Origin of the sequence: Paenibacillus thiaminolyticus (genome assembly GCF_003591545.1) — a bacterium.
In the GTDB taxonomy this organism is placed as follows: domain Bacteria; phylum Bacillota; class Bacilli; order Paenibacillales; family Paenibacillaceae; genus Paenibacillus_B; species Paenibacillus_B thiaminolyticus_A.
The window spans coordinates 95,932-113,965 of the sequence record NZ_QYZD01000005.1; the positions used below are offsets into that span (position 1 = coordinate 95,932).

At 43.9% G+C, this 18,034-nt stretch carries 16 protein-coding genes; all 16 read right to left on the bottom strand.

Going from position 1 to position 18,034, the window contains the following annotated elements:
- Positions 1-129 precede the first annotated feature (129 nt).
- The 16 genes from secA to DQX05_RS33060 all read right to left on the bottom strand — a co-directional run bounded on the left by secA (position 130) and on the right by DQX05_RS33060 (position 18,032).
- The gene (gene secA / locus DQX05_RS08210; protein ID WP_119792542.1) at positions 130-2,640 is read right to left on the bottom strand and encodes a preprotein translocase subunit SecA; all 2,511 of its coding nucleotides are present in this window, start codon (positions 2,638-2,640) and stop codon (positions 130-132) included.
- A 382-nt stretch (positions 2,641-3,022) separates the two neighbouring features.
- A complete protein-coding gene (hpf, locus tag DQX05_RS08215; protein WP_119792544.1) occupies positions 3,023-3,565 on the bottom strand; it encodes a ribosome hibernation-promoting factor, HPF/YfiA family in 543 nt (180 codons plus the stop codon).
- A gap of 120 nt (positions 3,566-3,685) precedes the next feature.
- Positions 3,686-4,780: a GerAB/ArcD/ProY family transporter gene (locus DQX05_RS08220; RefSeq protein ID WP_119792546.1), complete on the bottom strand. Its 1,095-nt coding sequence runs from the start codon at positions 4,778-4,780 to the stop codon at positions 3,686-3,688.
- A gap of 41 nt (positions 4,781-4,821) precedes the next feature.
- On the bottom strand, positions 4,822-6,015 hold the full coding sequence (locus DQX05_RS08225) for a Ger(x)C family spore germination protein (protein WP_259391861.1): 1,194 nt from the start codon (positions 6,013-6,015) through the stop codon (positions 4,822-4,824).
- A gap of 15 nt (positions 6,016-6,030) precedes the next feature.
- Positions 6,031-7,542, bottom strand: a complete 1,512-nt coding sequence (locus tag DQX05_RS08230; protein ID WP_119792550.1) for a spore germination protein — start codon at positions 7,540-7,542, stop codon at positions 6,031-6,033.
- Positions 7,543-7,782: 240 nt separating this feature from the next.
- Positions 7,783-8,721 carry a DUF2920 family protein gene (locus DQX05_RS08235; RefSeq protein ID WP_119792552.1) on the bottom strand — a complete coding sequence of 313 codons (939 nt, stop codon included), beginning with the start codon at positions 8,719-8,721 and terminating at the stop codon, positions 7,783-7,785.
- Between the two features lie 107 nt (positions 8,722-8,828).
- Positions 8,829-9,026, bottom strand: coding sequence for a cold shock domain-containing protein (locus tag DQX05_RS08240; protein ID WP_119792794.1), 198 nt, complete (start codon positions 9,024-9,026; stop codon positions 8,829-8,831).
- Between the two features lie 80 nt (positions 9,027-9,106).
- Positions 9,107-10,132 (bottom strand): hypothetical protein, encoded by a 1,026-nt coding sequence (locus tag DQX05_RS08245; RefSeq protein ID WP_119792554.1) that lies wholly within the window; start codon positions 10,130-10,132, stop codon positions 9,107-9,109.
- Positions 10,129-11,184, bottom strand: a complete 1,056-nt coding sequence (locus DQX05_RS08250) for an N-acetylneuraminate synthase family protein (RefSeq protein ID WP_119792556.1) — start codon at positions 11,182-11,184, stop codon at positions 10,129-10,131. Before DQX05_RS08250 ends, DQX05_RS08245 begins: the two co-directional genes overlap by 4 nt.
- A gap of 10 nt (positions 11,185-11,194) precedes the next feature.
- Positions 11,195-11,872: a class I SAM-dependent methyltransferase gene (locus DQX05_RS08255; protein WP_119792558.1), complete on the bottom strand. Its 678-nt coding sequence runs from the start codon at positions 11,870-11,872 to the stop codon at positions 11,195-11,197.
- 4 nt (positions 11,873-11,876) lie between these two features.
- Positions 11,877-13,049 (bottom strand): ATP-grasp domain-containing protein, encoded by a 1,173-nt coding sequence (locus DQX05_RS08260; RefSeq protein ID WP_182914675.1) that lies wholly within the window; start codon positions 13,047-13,049, stop codon positions 11,877-11,879.
- A 65-nt stretch (positions 13,050-13,114) separates the two neighbouring features.
- On the bottom strand, positions 13,115-14,305 hold the full coding sequence (gene pseC / locus DQX05_RS08265; protein WP_119792796.1) for a UDP-4-amino-4,6-dideoxy-N-acetyl-beta-L-altrosamine transaminase: 1,191 nt from the start codon (positions 14,303-14,305) through the stop codon (positions 13,115-13,117).
- 25 nt (positions 14,306-14,330) lie between these two features.
- Complete coding sequence (locus DQX05_RS08270; RefSeq protein ID WP_119792562.1) at positions 14,331-15,278, bottom strand: dTDP-glucose 4,6-dehydratase; 948 nt, start codon at positions 15,276-15,278, stop codon at positions 14,331-14,333.
- Positions 15,279-15,297: 19 nt separating this feature from the next.
- The gene (locus tag DQX05_RS08275; RefSeq protein WP_119792564.1) at positions 15,298-16,023 is read right to left on the bottom strand and encodes a cytidylyltransferase domain-containing protein; all 726 of its coding nucleotides are present in this window, start codon (positions 16,021-16,023) and stop codon (positions 15,298-15,300) included.
- A gap of 17 nt (positions 16,024-16,040) precedes the next feature.
- Positions 16,041-17,090, bottom strand: a complete 1,050-nt coding sequence (locus DQX05_RS08280; protein ID WP_119792566.1) for a UDP-N-acetylglucosamine 4,6-dehydratase family protein — start codon at positions 17,088-17,090, stop codon at positions 16,041-16,043.
- A 765-nt stretch (positions 17,091-17,855) separates the two neighbouring features.
- On the bottom strand, positions 17,856-18,032 hold the full coding sequence (locus DQX05_RS33060; protein WP_119792568.1) for a glycosyltransferase family 2 protein: 177 nt from the start codon (positions 18,030-18,032) through the stop codon (positions 17,856-17,858).
- Between the last annotated feature and the right edge of the window lie 2 nt (positions 18,033-18,034).

Below are 18,034 nucleotides of genomic sequence, written 5' to 3' on the forward strand. Positions count from 1 at the left end.
GGGCGGCTCCCTAATCTGCCGCCCGTCCTTCTCATCGGCTTATTGCCACGCCGCCGCGCAGACAGTGTCTCCTGTGGTTGATCCTTGGTCACCGACTGAGGAGACTTACCTGTTAGGCAGTGCAATTCTTTAATCTTGCTTGCCGTGGCATTGCTTGTACTTCTTACCGCTGCCGCAAGGGCAAGGGTCGTTCCGGCCGATCGTCTCGCCCTTGGCAACCGGACGCTTGACAGCCGGCTCGGCGTTGGTCGACATTTTGCTCTCGTCCACCACGGCTTGACGTTCCACGTTCTGTTCTACACGAGCCTTCATAATATATTGGGACACTTCTTCCTGGATGGAAGCAACCATGCTGTTGAACATCTCGTAGCCCTCGAACTGATATTCACGCAGCGGATCGGTACCGCCGTACGCTCGCAAGTGAATGCCCTGGCGGAGATGATCCATCGCATCGATATGGTCCATCCATTTGGAGTCAACCGCGCGAAGCACAACGACCTTCTCGAACTCGCGCACGAGCTCCTCTCCAAGACGCTCTTCCCGCTCGGTATACTGTGCCACGACCTTGTCGAACAGGAACTCGACGATCTCGTCCTTCTCCTTGCCCCACAGGTCATCCTTCGTAATCGTATCTTCATCAAGCATCGTCCGATGCATATAATCGACGATCTCCTGCAGATCCCAGTTCTCAGGAATATCATCCTCGTTGCAGTGCGCGTCGACGGTGCGCTCGATGCAAGGCTTGATCATATCCATGACGATCTGGCGGATATTTTCCGCCTCCAGCACCTCGCGGCGCTGACGGTAAATAATCTCGCGCTGCTGGTTCATCACGTCGTCATATTGAAGGACAACTTTGCGCAAGTCGAAGTTATTGCCTTCGACCCGCTTCTGCGCCGATTCTACCGCACGCGTAATCAGCTTCGACTCGATAGGCTGATCTTCCTCGAAGCCGAGGCGCTCCATCATACCGAGCACGTTGTCCGCGCCGAAGCGGCGCATCAGCTCGTCTCCGAGCGACAAATAGAACTGTGTCGATCCCGGGTCGCCCTGACGTCCCGCACGGCCGCGAAGCTGGTTGTCGATCCGGCGGCTCTCATGGCGCTCCGTTCCGATAATATGCAGGCCGCCAAGCTCTGGCACACCTTCACCGAGAATAATATCTGTACCGCGCCCAGCCATATTGGTCGCGATTGTAACTTGACCCGGCTCGCCCGCACGGGAGATAATCTCAGCTTCCTCCCTATGGAACTTCGCGTTCAAGACCTGATGCTTGATGCCCTTCTTGCGAAGCTTATCCGATAGCAGCTCCGAGTTCTCAATTGATACCGTACCGACAAGCACCGGCTGCTGCTTCTGATGCCGCTCTACGATCTCTTCGACGACCGCGTTGTACTTCGCGTTCTCCGTCTTGTAGACGACATCCGCCCCGTCCTTCCGCTGGTTCGGCTTGTTCGTCGGAATCTGAATGACCTCGAGGCCGTAGATGCTCTTGAATTCTTCTTCCTCTGTCTTCGCCGTACCGGTCATGCCGGCCAGCTTGCGGTACATCCGGAAATAGTTCTGGAACGTGATCGTCGCGAGCGTCATGCTCTCGTTCTGCACTTCCAGCTTTTCCTTCGCTTCGATCGCCTGATGAAGGCCATCGCTGTAACGGCGTCCCGCCATCATGCGGCCCGTGAATTCATCGACGATGACGATCTCGCCATCATTCACCACATAGTCGACATCGCGGCGCATAATCGCATGCGCCTTGAGCGCCTGCAGTACATGGTGGTTCAACGTCACATTCTTCACATCGAACAGGTTCTCGACGCCGAGCACCTTCTCCGCCTTCGTCACCCCGGCTTCCGTCAGAGCGACCTGGCGCGTTTTAACGTCGATTGTGTAGTCCTCTTCCGGCTTCAATAGCGTAACGAACGTATCCGCAATGTGGTAGAGCTCCGTCGACTTGGCAGCTTGTCCGGATATAATCAGCGGCGTCCGCGCTTCGTCAACCAGAATCGAATCCACTTCATCAATAATGGCAAAGTTCAGCGGGCGTTGAACCATTTGTTCCTTATAGAGCACCATGTTATCACGCAAGTAATCGAAACCATACTCATTGTTCGTCCCGTACGTAATATCACAGCCATAGGCTTCCTTCTTCATTAGAGCATCCATGCCGGCCAGATTCAAGCCGACCGTCATGCCCAGGAACTGATAAATTTGCCCCATTTCTTCGCTGTCACGCGTTGCCAAATAATCATTGACCGTGACAACATGCACGCCTTTGCCGGCAAGAGCGTTCAGGTAGACGGGCAAAGTTCCGACCAACGTCTTCCCTTCCCCGGTCTTCATCTCGGCAATCTTGCCTTCATGAAGCACCATGCCGCCAAGCAGCTGTACATCATAGTGGCGCTTGTTAAGCACACGCTTGCCCGCTTCGCGGACGGTAGCGAACGCTTCAGGCAGCAATTGCTCCAGCGTGTCGCCCTTCTCTAGACGGGCGCGGAATTCCTCCGTCTTCCCACGCAACTGTTCATCCGTTAATTTCGCGAATTCCGGCTCCATGCCATTGATCTGTTCCACCGTCTTCATCAACCGTTTCACTTCGCGTTCGTTGGCATCACCGAATATCTTTTTCACAAGTCCTAGCATGCTAAACCCCTTTCACGCAAATCCGTTCGTGATTTCTTCGTCCATCCCACCCCCGCGGAGCGGGTGGATTCGGGAATGGCGGCGTTGACTCGTTTTGCAATAAATTGTAACAGTTTCAAAAGGCGCCCGCAACCTTGGCAGGGCAGGAATTCGCGCATTTCCGCCAATTCAGGCCTTCTTACCTTGCAGAATGAGTGAATGTCTCGCTTTCGCAAACACTATGAAACTTTTCAAGTCAAGTCACAGGTTGTATATATAAACATCCTTACTAGAATATATACGCGAAAAGAGCCCATTCCGTTGTGGAAATAGGCTCAGTCCAAATTTGGGTATTGGGTGCAGACTCTGACATCGCGATGCAGCAGAGCCGGCCAAGCCGTTATCAGCCTTGTTCAATCAAGCCGTAGCGCCCGTCATTGCGGCGGTAGACTACGTTCACTTCCTTCGTCTCTGCGTTCGAGAAGACGAAGAAGCTATGTCCAATCATATTCATCTGCAGAATCGCTTCCTCGACGTCCATCGGCTTCAGCGTGAACCGCTTCGTCCGTACGACTTCGAGTTGGTCTTCCTCATCCACCGGTAACGGTGTAGCCGCATCACTGAACAGATGCGCCTCGGTGCCCGTCTGACGGAACTTCCGGTTGACCTTCGTCTTGTGCTTGCGAATTTGCCGTTCCAGCTTATCCGTGACGGAATCGATGGAAGCATACATATCCTTGCTCCGATCTTCCGCTCGCAGAAGCAAGCCTGGCAAAGGAATCGTCACTTCAACGCTATGCTGGCCGCGTATTACGCTCAGCGTCACGTTGACATCTGACGTAGGGGGAGCTTCGAAATAGCGTTCCAGTCGCCCTAGCTTCTTCTCGACATAATCGAGCAAGGCGTCTGTCACTTCAATGTGTTGACCTCGAACTTTGTAATTCATAGGACACTCCTCCTTTGATGTCTACATTATACCATAACTGCCCAGCGGGAACCACGTTAAACGGTTACAATTCATTAACATTATGTACGAGCTATATACCCGGTTGAAGCGTGTTTGAATCTAATTTTTAAAGAATGATTTCAGCTTCACCCCAATGAGCAGAACGAGCGGAAAAGCAACCCACACCAGAAAAGCGCTAACTATCCAGCCGGTTGCATTGAATCGATTTTCAAAGGCAGAATTCGGGAAAATACGGATGGAAATAAGGACAAGCAGCAACACCAAAGGCAGCAGGATGGCACGATAGCTTGTCCTTCCGGCAATCCGAAGAAGGCCTGACTGGCCTGAATAAAAATAGACGGATACTTTGACAAAGGTCGTGATCAGCCACATGCCGGCTACAATCGCTTCAATCCGTTCTATGAACTTCCCGATGCTGACCTTCTGCGCTAACGTGTAGACTGGGTATTCTTGCAGCGAGGTTACGTTCGCGCCAAGCACAAAAATCGTTAATGCGAGAATGGCTGAAGAAAAGGTTCCGCCTATCAACACCGCCTTTAAAAGAGCGCCTGGTGCTTTCTCGGGGTCTCTCAATTCGAACGGCTGGAAGACGAGGAACACCGCTAGCGGCATGTAGGAAAGGCTGGCGACCATACATACCGACCACAGCAGTTTGCCCGGCTTCGCTTCCAGCAATGGCTGCACATTCCGTATATCAATTTCCGGCAGCAGCAAAAGAACCATCACTAAAAAGAGAACCACGAACCAGGGGAACAGTAATTCGATCATCCTCGCAAATGTGCCGAAGCCGCTTCCGAGTGCGTACATGAGCAGGACGCCAAACAATATATTAACAAACAGCATGGGCGTTTCCGGCATAATCACCGTAACAATGAATTTGCCCACATCATAAAACACCGTTGAAGCGGCGAAGAAGGAAAAAGCAACGAACAGGAGCGACAGCGCTTTGCCAAGCCAGACTCCAAATACCGCCTCACAGAGATCGGTAATCGCCATTCCGGGAGCGGCACGGCTGATCCCGTTGTACAGCAGCACGAGAAGCAGGCCCAGCCCCATGGCTGCAAGCGGAGCAAGCCAGGCATCTTGACCGACCTCAGCCGCTATTCCGGCAGGCGTAATCAGAATCGTTGTGCCGACAGTGAACAGTATGACCAGAATTTGATATTGGCGCAGAGTAATCTTTGAATGTTGCACCTCAAGTTCGCCCCCGTTGCTCTACACGATGTTAATTAAGCTTACTCTTTCATTTTTTCCAGAAAAGTCCCTCTCGTTTTGCTGCTGTGCTTCAGCTTCATATGAACCTGAATATTTATGGGGACGGAATCCATTCGCTCGGGCCAATGACGCTTCAGTTGGGCCCATGCTTCGGGAGCCGACCGATGAATGGCCGCCCCCAACCCGACGAAGTCCGTTTGTAACGACCTTGCTTTTTTCAGCGTCCCCTCAACACCTAATTTCACCTTTTTTCCCGCTCTGTTCTCCAGTTTCTGAATAACGTTCGGGTTGGTTAGATCAATTTTGCATTGCGATTCTCCAATATTGGAGACCACATTAATATCGATACTTACCTTCGGGGGATAGTTATGCCTATCGACTCGAATCCGGCTATTCATTCGAATTTGCTCAAACGATAAGTTGCCGTCTTCATGTGGGCACGGGAGGACACCCACCGTGCTTTTTACCTTTCCCCTGAAATAATTATAACCCTTGCTCTCATCTTCATTGAGCCATCCAATCAGCTTGTCGCTCCGGAATACAGCCATTCCTCTATATTTCAACCTGGCGGGCGGCTCCGTTACTTCCACATTCTTTTTCGTCATTCCTTCTTCGATATCTCCGATATGTCCGATACCTGTAATAACCGGGCTTTTGCCTTCCGCCATCAGATCCGTCACCAACTCATCCAATTTGACGGTCCCGGTCGCCGCCCAGGATTGGCTCGACATCTCCAGGGAAGAGAACATCTTGTTGGCAGGGAGTTTTTCGATCGTCGTGTAATTTTTCAAGATATTTTCCGCATTCATGTTTCGGGCAATGGCGATATAAAAATCGGTTCGAAATTCATGATCGCGAGAGAGAAATTCGATTACGTGGCCAATGCCGCCCCTGGCCGTCTCCTCCCCGATCAAGAACATTCTTAAGTGCGAAAAATAAATTTTTCTGGCCGACGTTGTTGTCATTCTTCTTACAGCCTCGAATATCGTCTTCCCTTTTTCCGTATATACCGTAGCCGGAGAACGTCCGCTCGCCTTTTTTGCCGTGATTTCTCCCGGATCGACCACCTGCACGGAGACAAGATATTCTTCTCCCACCCTGTCAACCCCCATCGCCACCGCGATAATTAAGTCATTCACTTCTCTTCGGCTCCAACATCCGGTCAGCACCGCCAGTATTAGCAATATGATCAGCATACGCGATATATAGGCCACTGACATCTCCTCCGATCATCGCTTGTTCTTCGTTCCAATCGATTGCACCCGTTCGGACAGGCCGATTTTGGGCAATCGGATGAGAGCGTCCTTCTGATCGAACCAATTATAGGGAGCAAAGGGAGCCATAAAAGGCACGCCAAATGATTTCAAGCCACACAAGTGAACAAGCATGAGCCCGATACCGATAAAAATCCCATATAAACCCGCCACCGCAGCTAAAGCCATAAGCGGGAACCTCAATATTCTAACAGCAATCCCCATGTTATAAGCAGGAAAAGAGAAATTGGAGATCGCCGTGATGGCAACGACAATGACCATCCCTGGCGATACTAGTCCTGCTTCTACGGCAGCCTGCCCAATCACAAGAGCGCCTACAATGGAGACCGCCTGCCCAATCGCTCGAGGCATCCGGACACCGGCTTCCCTTAAAATTTCGAAGGTCGTCTCCATAATCAAAGCTTCAAAAAATGCGGGGAAAGGCACCCCCTCCCGCCCAGCCGCTATGCTGATCATGAGCGCCGTAGGCAGCATTTCATGATGAAACGTCGTGATGGCGATATACAGAGACGGTCCGAGCAGCGCAATGAAAAAGGCAATCATCCGCAATAAGCGAATCAAGCCAAAATCAGTGCGCTGATAGTAATCTTCAGCTGCATGGAAATATTGAATGAATAACGCGGGCACGAGCAGGACGAAGGGTGTCCCATCGACCAGAATAGCCACCCGTCCTTCTATCAACCCCGCCGCGACCACATCAGGCCGTTCGGTGTTATACATGGTTGGAAACGGACTAAGCGTCCGGTCTTGGATAAGCTCTTCAATCATTCCGCTTTCCAATATTCCTGCGAGCTGAATCCCGTCCAGTCTTCGATGAACCTCTCCAACTACCTGATCATCGGCGGTTCCTTTGATGTACATCACGGCCACGTTTGTGTGCGAGACCGTTCCTATCGTTTTGGTCTCGACCCATAAGTTCGGGTTTTTGACTTTCCGGCGTACCAATGCGGTGTTCGTCCTTATATTCTCCGTGAACGCATCGCGCGGGCCTCTCACGACGGTCTGATCTTCCGGCGCATGCACCCCGCGTTCTTCCCCGCCTGCCGTTGCGGCCGCCAGCCCGCGGTCGCATCGATCCAGCAAAACAATTGTATCCCCGCTTAACAGACGATTGAGCAGTTCCTGACAATCGGTGATTTCTTTGAGATTGGATATGGAGAGCGTGTATTCTTTTAATGCGGTAAAATAATCAGTCTCCGCCGAGCTATCCTGCGTATCCTGGATGGTGTCATTGTCCGTAACTGCCCGCACAATAAAATCCTGCACCATTCTCGAATCGGTCAATCCATCCATGTACAGAATAGCGACCTTGCGATCCGAACGCCCTCCCGCCCATATTTCTCTCACGATCAGATCAGAACTGTGGCCAAGCGTTTCCTTCACCTTTTGCACATTCTTCTCCAAAGCCGCGGCTAACGGTTCGTTATCCGGTGCGGAGTACTCCAGGGTTTCATCCTTCCCGCTCATGTCCTGCCTCCTTTCGCGGTATATTGTATTTGGAGTATTCCCGGTTGGGTTGTTTTTTACAAACAAAAAACAAGCCCCGCGCCCTTTAGCAGCGCTGTGCTTGTCTTGTTAGTTAGAAGTTCCTTATCTGACTATGCTGGAAAACGGAACTATGATGACGTTAATTCAATGGCCTACAAAATTTGTAGTTCTATAATGAAGTACCTTTCTGCGGAAATAAAATTTTATCATTTATCGTTCTTACAGGATCAACGCAGAAAATTGAAGCCTGCCCCTATCATAGTTCAACTCAAATTGATGTTCACTCGTTCTGATTTGCAAGGTACATAAATCAAGTCTATTTCTAACTTCAAACTGCCCATATTTGTCCATTGTATATTCGAACAAACGTAAAAAATCCGCCCCTAAACCATGCTGTGTTGATTTAAACAACCCTCCATCTACCCGGTCCACTGAAACCAGTTCAAAATAAGATGGATGAATTCCACGGCAAAACTTTTCCTTTGATTCCTGCGGTACCATCAAATCGTGAGTACCGTTATAGCTAATTATTTTGCACTGATTTTCAAATTTGGAGTATAAGCTTGGTAAATAAAATATTTCATTTTCCTTCGGAAAATCGGATGCTAAATAATGAAAAGTAACTTGTCTATCAGGGTACTTCAAATTCCGTTCTGATACCAAGTACAGGGGATATAAATAAGAAGAATTATCTATTAACATCGTAAAAAGATTCGGAGAAAAAGCGTTGCAAACATAGGATAGATACGCTCCATGAGACTGTCCATATACAATAACTTTCCCATAATTAATACTAAAATTTTTCCTTTGAAGAGCCTCAATCACAAATAATACGGCATTGATATTATCAATCGCCTGCATGAAGGACATATCGTTAAAGTTCTCAACACTTTCCTCAAGTACCTCGTTCTGCATGAATTCTTGACCAAAATAATCACATTGGATACAAATGAGATTATAGTCATCCGCAAATGTTCTTCTCATTTTCCGGTATACGTTTGATTGAGAATGCCCACCATAACCAGGGATGAGTAGCAACAATCCTGTATCCTTATTTACCCCTTGTGAGGGTGTTGAAAAATAAACTTTATTGGTCCGAGGAGTGTTCGTGTAAACATTTGCATGGGCGGGAATTTCGTATTCAAATTGAGTTGCCATTTATATACCTCTCATGAACTTTATTGAATAAGAATAAACCCCTGGCTTTTAAACCAGGGGCGTCTAGCTAATCGGAATCATATATAATTCGACTCACGTCGGTATAATTACAGTTTGATTACGTTAGCTGCTTGTGGACCGCGAGCGCCTTCCACGATATCGAACTCAACTTCTTGGCCTTCTTCCAGAGTCTTGAAGCCGTCCGTTTGGATAGCGGAGAAGTGAACGAATACGTCGTTGCCTTCTGCAGTCTCGATAAAGCCATAGCCCTTCTCAGCGTTAAACCATTTTACTTTACCTTGCATGTCGATAACATTCCCTTCATCTTCAAATCCGTGAAGATTGTCCTTCACAATTCCGACTATATCACTGGCTGGAAGCGTTGTCAATGAAAATAAATTACGAGCTCTTGTTTGCTCGTCAAAGAATTAGCCGCCCGTCTGGCACCAAGTCCATCCAAAGTCCTCCACGCATAGTCAGTCTTTTTAAATAGACTTTTACTATTATTAATTATGTTTTTAAACGAGTCATATGCTTTGACTGGCGTTCCAAGATTTTCAATAAAGTTGTACTCATGCAGTTTTCTGACATACGGGGTCATATAAGACCATTCAAGTGCACAAACAGGTGTTCCAATATACATTGCTTCGTACGTAGTTAGACCGCCCAAAGTAACTACAAGATCATGATTTATGATTTCTTGTACTATATTAGGGCATTTGATAACCTGAACCCTATCACTTATTGAAGCAAACAGCCCTGTTCTGGATTCAGAAAAGGCAGGTCCAATACCGATAGTAAAGTGTATATGGTTAAATGAAGAATCTAGTGCAATGTTTTTATAAAACCATTCTGTATAAAATGCAGGATCAGCTCCGCCAAAGCAAACAAACACACTCTCTATTATCTGTTTGTCTAGCAATTCACTTTTCTTATGAACAAGTAAATCATCCCTGATGATGTGGTATTTAGCACCTGAAATAATTTCAATAGGAAAGTCATAAGAATATTTTTTAGGAAAGATATCAGTATCAATAAAAAAATGGGGTTGGAATGAATCTATGTTACTATCCGTAAGAGAAATAAACTTGCTTATTCCATATAAAGCAAGACGTTCTCTATCGATATATGACAAATCTGGCGCATCAACTATTAATAAACACTCTTTTTTTCGATGCTTCAGATATGAACGAATAAATTCAAAAGAATCATCCTTATCTTTCGTCATAGTTACTCTTGGTAAAAGATTAAGGTGAAACTGTTCTAGAATAGATCTCGAAGCCTCACATATAAAATAAATGTCTTGTGTACTTACTAAGTCATTTTTTAAAAATTCTTTATATAAGGATGAGGCGCGGCTCACATTTCCTATACCGACCTTTGAATTTCCAACAGAATAAATAATTATCACTTAAAATGCTCCCATGTCAATACAGTGTTTTTATCTAAGGAGCTAGTCACGCGCAAACCTAAGACCTTATCAACATCGAACGGTGATATTCCAGTTCCCGGGCGGACCATCTTCAGGTGGTCTTTACGGATCATTTCACCTTTCATTATTGACTTTGCAAGAACTAAGGAGCGTACGGATGTGTCCCGTTCTGATTTTTCGCAGGCGAGAATTTTCTTCCTTGGGTGCCCCATTGCAGCTTCTAAATTTCGAATTTCTTGAACAAGGGACTTCATATCATGTGGATCAATGCTAAACCAATGATCGGGACCACTCAGACTTTTATCTAGTGTAAAATGTTTTTCAATGACCCTTGCACCTAATGCGACGGCTCCTATCGCGGCGGTGATTCCTAATGAATGATCTGAAAATCCAACAACACACTCTGGATAGAGAGTTTTCAAACTTTCAATGACTTTCAGGTTCATTTCCTCCATGGGAGAAGGATACTGCGCTACGCAGTGCATAATTACCAAATCTTTCGCACCGTTTTCAAATAACATCTCGATCGCCATATCCGCTTCTGATAAAGTACATTTTCCAAGTGACAGCATCACTGGCTTACCTGTTTTTCCGACATTTTGCAACAAGTCTATATAATTTACATCAGAAGCAGCAATTTTAATGCAAGGAATATCCAATGTATCATTTAGAAAATGTAATCCCTCAACGCTAAAAGGCGTTGAAAATGCAATGAGGCCTTTTTCCTTTGCGTAAGCAAAGACTTCTTCATGCCACTCTCTCGGTAAAGATAACTTTCTGAACATTTCAGAAATTGGTTCTGTAACCTCTGAACCTTTAGGTCCCCAAGTAATAATTCGATTTACATCAGCTAGTAACTCTTCGGGAGTATAAGTCTGGAACTTGACCGCGTCTACTCCACAAACGGCGGCAGCATCAATTGTTTGTTTAATTAATCCCATATCCAGGTTATGATTTGCACCTATTTCAGCAACTATTAAACTTGAGCATAAGTTGCCAATTTCTCTGTCTCCAATCTTTATCGATTTCATTTTGTCCACCTCAGTCTTTTCTTACCGTAAAATTCCACCAACTGTGCTTTTCTTTTAGATTGTTTTTATAGTAATCTTCTCGCTCAATACTCTCAACTATAAATCCAGCTTCTTTAAGCATTTCTTGAGCATCTTCCAAATCTAAAAAAGTATACAAGAAATTATGATAAGAACCTGCTCTTTCATCTAATAGAAATGAATCACCTTCAACTTCTTTTCCTAATCCGTAAAACCAATTTTCTTTATTTCTAAAATTTATTAACATTTTCCCATTGTGGTTCATAATATTGTACATTTGTTTTAAATCTTCTAACATTCTTGCTTTTGTCTTAAGGAACACAACCCCAAAACAAACTACCGCATCCATTTTGACATCAAACATAGATTCTGACCATTCTGAGTATGTCAACTTAATAAGATTGGGGAAATCAGCCAAATTTCGTTTCGCAATTTCAAAGCATTCTTTACTGTAATCAATTCCGTAAGTACAAAATCCGTATTCCAACATTGTTTTTAGATGACGTCCAGATCCAAAACCAATATCAAGAGCATTTTTTTCTTTATTCTTCTCTAAATCACCGAAGTTTCTAGCTAGAAATGAAACTACTCTTTCACTGGGGTACAACATAACATTTTTTTTGATTTCTTCACTAGCACTTTCTTGGTTTAACTTATCAGTAATATTCACAATATCATCCTTTTTCTATATGAAATTTACTTATTATCGACTGGGCTCTATCACACATTTCATCAATAGTTTGACCTGTTATAGCAAAAAAACCTCTATCTATTAGATCAGACCCATCTTTTATCTGATCAAGATAATCTCCATTTTTTATATGGCAGTGGTAATCAAAAACATAATCGTTGTTTACAAATCTCTTTTTATCTGGCACATATGTTACATAACCGATTTTAGAAAAAGAAAAAAAACCTAAATACATCTTTTTGTAAACATCAAATGAATGAAGTACTATCTCTTCATTTTTTCCTATTAGATAGTTTATTTGTTGCTGAATATAATTTTCTCCAGTCACATTAGGAACCATGAAACTACTAATATGAAGACCTGACGGCCTACCTGAAAGCTCTATCCATTTAATCACATCATCTTCAATAATTATATCTGCATGCAACAAACAATCTGTTAATCCAATGGCGTTACAAACTTTTTGTGCACTTAATCTAATATTTTCTAATGTTTTATCAAAGATAGGAGCAGGAGCAATATACCCTATTTCTTGTCTAAATGGAAAATCGGTCAAAACTTTTTCTCTCACTAATATTAGGTGAAAGACACCATTTCTCACAATGCCATCTAGACCGTATTCTTTTCCCGTCATGAACTCCTCAACCAGAATACCTTCCTCATAATAGGAGAGCAATTCTTCAGAATTCCGAATAACTCTAACACCTTTACTGCCCGCTCCATATCTTGGTTTAAGTATAAAAGGATAGTAAAAATTTTCATTAATTTCCTCAATTGAAGTTCCTTTTCTTATTTTTATCTGTCTAGCGGTCTTTACACCATGTTCTATAAGAATTTCATGAGTCTTCATTTTATCTGTACAGTTAAACGCTGCCTTTTTACTTATCCCTTTTAACCCCAAATAATCATTTACCGCCCCGATAGTTGTTAAATACCGTCCAATTGGAGTCGGGAGAACTGCCACAATTTTTTCTTTTTCAGCAATTTTAATGACTTCTGTTTCATTACTAATATCCACAACGTAGCTCTTATCTGCATACTTAAATCCGGAGCTACCTTTGTTTCCATCAACCGCTATTACATGGAGCCCCATATCTTTAGCCTTTTTAATAACATAAGACTGCTCTTTCCCGGCACCAATCGCAAGAACCCTCATTTTTACCCCCTCTTCACTAGAGACATAAGATAGCATTACTAAGTGTTCATGTGTTACTAATGTTCTTAGCAAATATTAAATATATTGTAGGTTTTTTTAACAGCTTTAATTACATCAGATACATCTTCATCATTCATTTTTGGATATATCGGAAGTGAAATAGCAGTGCTATAAAACTCCTCAGCTTTTGTACATAACGAGCTGTATCCCAATTTTTTGTAGTATGGATGCTGGTACACTGGGATATAATGAACCTGCACACCGATCCCTTCGTTTCTCAATGCATCAAATATCGTTCTCCTATCAGCTCTAAAACACTCTGATAACCACCGAGTGACATATAAGTGCCATGCAGAATTAGAATAGAGTGCTTGGTGTGGTGTTATAAGTCCTTCCAACCCTGCAAATGCATCTGTGTATTTCTCTGCTATTTCTCTTCTTCTAGCTAAAAAGTGCTCTAATCGTTGCAATTGAGACAGTCCTAGAGCAGCTTGTATATCTGTCATTCTGTAATTATAGCCAAGATCATGCATCTCATAATGCCACGGTCCTTTAGTATCCTCAAGAAGTTCAGGATTTCTAGTTATTCCATGACTACGAAATAAGAGTAGCTTTTGATAATATTCTTCCGAATCAGTAACAATAACTCCCCCCTCTCCAGTTGTTATTGCTTTTACAGGATGAAAGCTGAACATTGTCATATCAGCCATTGAACCAACCTGGTTTCCTTTGTATGTAGCTCCAAGAGAATGTGCAGCATCTTGTATTAGGATCAGGTTATGTTTTTCAGCAATTTCTATAAAACGGTCCATTTCTACAGGTTGGCCTGCGAAATCAACAGGAATAATGGCCTTTGTTCGATTGGTGATTCTTCTCTCTAATACATCAGGGTCCAAGTTATATGAGGTTAAGTCTATATCTGAGAAAACTGGAATCCCTCGTTGATAAAGAACACAGTTGCTGCTTGCTGCAAATGTAATAGGAGATGTTATAACTTCATCACCCTCGGTAATTCCGGCAGCATAACACGCTCCATGTAATGCCGCAGTGCCGTTCGAGAATGTTACTGCATACTTTGCACTTGCTTTAGATGCAATAGACTGTTCAAATTCTGAGATTTTAGGCCCTTGCGTTATAAAATCACTCTTTAAAACGTCAATAACTGCTTGGATGTCTTCTTCATCTAACCACTGGCGACCGTATGGCAAAATATTGCTTCTAACTGGATTATTTTCAAAAAATCCATGTGAGTTCATGATTTTCTTCATCTCCTGCAGCACATCAAATCATTCTTGTTTGTTTAATCCATTCCTCTGTTCGCCCAATTCCCTCTTCTAGCATCACTAAAGGCTTCCAATTAAGAAGTGCTTCGGCCTTTTTGTTGTTACACAACAATTTTTTTATTTCACTCTGCGGATGGATATGAGGCACATGTTTAATACGGGAAGAATCTCCAACCACCAATAAAGCCAAATCATTAATCGATATGTCTCTTCCAAGCCCGGCATTAATGATATGACCATTTACATTATCACTATATCCGGCTTCAACTACAAATCGCGCGCAATCTTCCACATATAATAGATCTCTCGTTTGGGATCCTTCTCCGTATATACTCAAATCTTTTCCATCAAGTTTATTCTTGATGAAAATAGCGACAACTCCGCCCTCTCCGCCTGTTTTCTGGAACGGCCCATATGTATTAAACGGTCTGATAACAACAACGGGTAAACCGTATGCATAGTAATAGGAAAGGACCATGTTCTCAGCCGAAATTTTTGCTCCAGCATACGGAGATGCCGGTTTAGTACGATGTTCTTCCGTAATTCCAACATTATCCGCGCAGGCATCATACACCATGCACGTACTCATGAATACCACCTTCGTATTATTTTTTCTGCACTGCTCCAGCACATAAAATGTACCTACAGTATCGTTGTTAAATGTCGTCCTTGGATCATCGATTGAAGCCTGGACGTTAATAGAAGCCCCCAAATGGTAGCATAGTTGAAATTGGTGTTCTTCAAAAAGGGCACTTAATAAATGCTCATCCAATATCGTTCCTTCTACCAAGCCCATAAAATGTTCATGGTTTCGGAATTCATCTAAATTGCCTTCGCTTCCATTCGATAAGTCATCCAAAACCCATACGCGATGCCCATCTCCAAGAAGTTGTTTAGCAACCCATCTGCCAATAAAACCTGCTCCACCTGTTAATAAGATATTCATAATGTCCCCCTGTCATTAATCAGATGACTCTCTTTTGTTCAATGTGTGCATTAATTGCGGCTATCTCCGGATGTTCTAGCAAATAAGATATGACCTCACTTGAAGACACTAGTAAGTTTGACTTAAAATGTTGAGCTATCAATCTGCACAATTTGTAGTCTTCCGGAGTATCTACAGTAATTCTAAGCTCCGGGTGTTGAAGTTTTTCTCTTGCTCGAAAATATCCCATATTAAATTGTTCGGGATATTCATACGCATAATAGGTTACATGCTCCCGGTGCCGTGCTTCCAACCCATGCTTATTCATATACTCCAAAGTCTTGAACGAAAATAATTCTGCAACCAATCCTCTCGGTAAATGACCTTCCACTTTAATGATATCGTATGAGGACCGCTTCATCTCATTTACAATATCAGACGCCATTTCATAATCTACAAATGGACAATCGGAAGTCACTCGAAAAATATAATCAGCATCCCATTCTCTAGCGCATTTATGGTATCTTCCCAAAACATCATCTTGCGAGCCACGCGAGCAGGGAATGTGATATTCATCACACCACTGCTCTATTTTATCATCTGCTCGCTCCGTTGAAGTGGCTACTATAACTTCGTTTACTCCTTTGATCTGATGGCATCGGTTTACGACATAATCCAGGACTATTGTATCTCCCAATGGCAGCATTACCTTCCCTGGGAGTCTAGTTGATCCCATTCTTGCCTGTATAATAGTAACGAGTTTCACAAGGCATTGCCACCTTTTTATATACTTAATTGTTCCCTCTTTATCCTGCTAATCTCCGTATGTTCCTCGACAATTCCGCTCTGAGATAGTAATTGTTCAAGCTGTTTCACACTTAAAGGCTCAACATCTGCAGAACTATAACTTCTTACTTGTGCTGGTCTGGCTCCTTCATATTGATGTGGTTTCATGAAGGCGTTAGGAATAATGAACATATCTTCCGTTTCTAGAGCATATTTGGATTCCTCAACAGTCATAAGTTCCTCATACATTTTTTCCCCGGGGCGTAAGCCGATTTCTTCGATATGAACTGAGTCAGGAGAAATACCTTTGCGCACCTCTTGTTCAATGATTTGTCCAGCAAGATCCAGAAGACGAACAACCGGCATTTTAAGTACAAACACTTCACCGCCATTCGCCATCATCATTGCTTTTAATGTTAACTCGGTCGCCTGCTTTTGGGTCATCATAAAACGTGTCATTTCTTTGCATGTGACCGTTATAATGCGTTTCTCCGCAATTTGTTTTTTGAACAAAGGAATTACAGAACCCCTGGAGCCCATAACATTCCCAAAACGGACAGCAGCAAATACTGTTTTCTTCGTTCCAGATTGATATTGGGCCGCCGAAATTAGTCTCTCTGCCATAAGTTTAGAGGCACCATATGTATTCGCAGGCGAGATTGCTTTATCCGTACTTGTGAATATTACCTTTTCAACCCCACACTCAAGTGAGGCCTGAATAACATTTTGCGTCCCGATAATATTGGTCTGCACCGCCTCGAACGGATTATATTCACACGCCGGAACATGCTTCATCGCGGCGACATGGAACACGTAGTCGATCCCTTCCATAGCTCGCTTGATTCTCTCGTAATCCCGAACATCTCCAATCAAGTATCGGATATTTGTATAATCAAGATACTGTTGTTGCAGCTTGAATTGCTTATACTCATCCCTGCTCAATATACGGATGACGGACGGATTGTCACGCAGCACATGCTTCAGCAAGCTCTGCCCTATCGTCCCAGTGCCACCAATAATCAATATCTTTTTTCCAGAATAGTTCATTCAATTCGCCCTCTCATCAGCACGGAGTTGTACCATTCATATGCCTTATATGGACTAAGATCAGTTATCCCGCTCAGCATGCCGCCTACCTCGTTTATCTGGCCAAAATATTTGTTATGCCTATAGTCGGGGGAAATGTTCCTTCATATATTTACGCTTTCAAATACTTTAGTAAAGGACGGCCTGCTAAATCTCGCAAAAGCAAGATGCAAGGAGTTAATAAATTGAATGAAGCTGTATTCAATCGCATCTTTATATTGCTCATAGAAGCCTCTCTTCCTATACTCATCTAATTTCATCGTCTTTATACCAAACGCTCGAACTGATGCATACTCTTGTTATAGAAGCAACCGTCGAGTTGTCATTATAATAATAGTATTAGATAATAATTGCGGGCGTAGAGAAAAATCAATGCTCCCCACAAATTGTCCTCGTAAACTAATCGCTCCGGGAACCAAATGTCATGGTCATAGATCAAACTTTTTCCATAGATTTTACTAACGCCTCCTGGTAGAGCCCCGTTAACCACTATCTCTTCTCTCTTACCCGCATCCAGTGTCCCCGTAAATACCGACAGTCCCGTTGATAGAAGTTTAGAACCCGTAACATATCACAGCTGACCACATCCGCATCCTTCTCGATCGCAGTGGTATATAGCTGTTCATACATGTTGACATCTACCAGTCATCGCTATCTCAGAACGGGACGCCCGAATTCCCAAGTTCCTTGCGCCACCTTGCCTAACATTGACGTTGGAATCGATAACTATGATTTTATCCGGATAATATTTATCATAATTTCGAACCTTCGGTCTGGCGAGGCATCGTTGACTACAATAATCTCGAAAGCTTCCAGCGTCTGCATAACTAAAGAATCTAGACATCGGCGCAAGTACGCCTCAATATTATATACAGGTACAATTACGCTTACACTTACCCCCAACG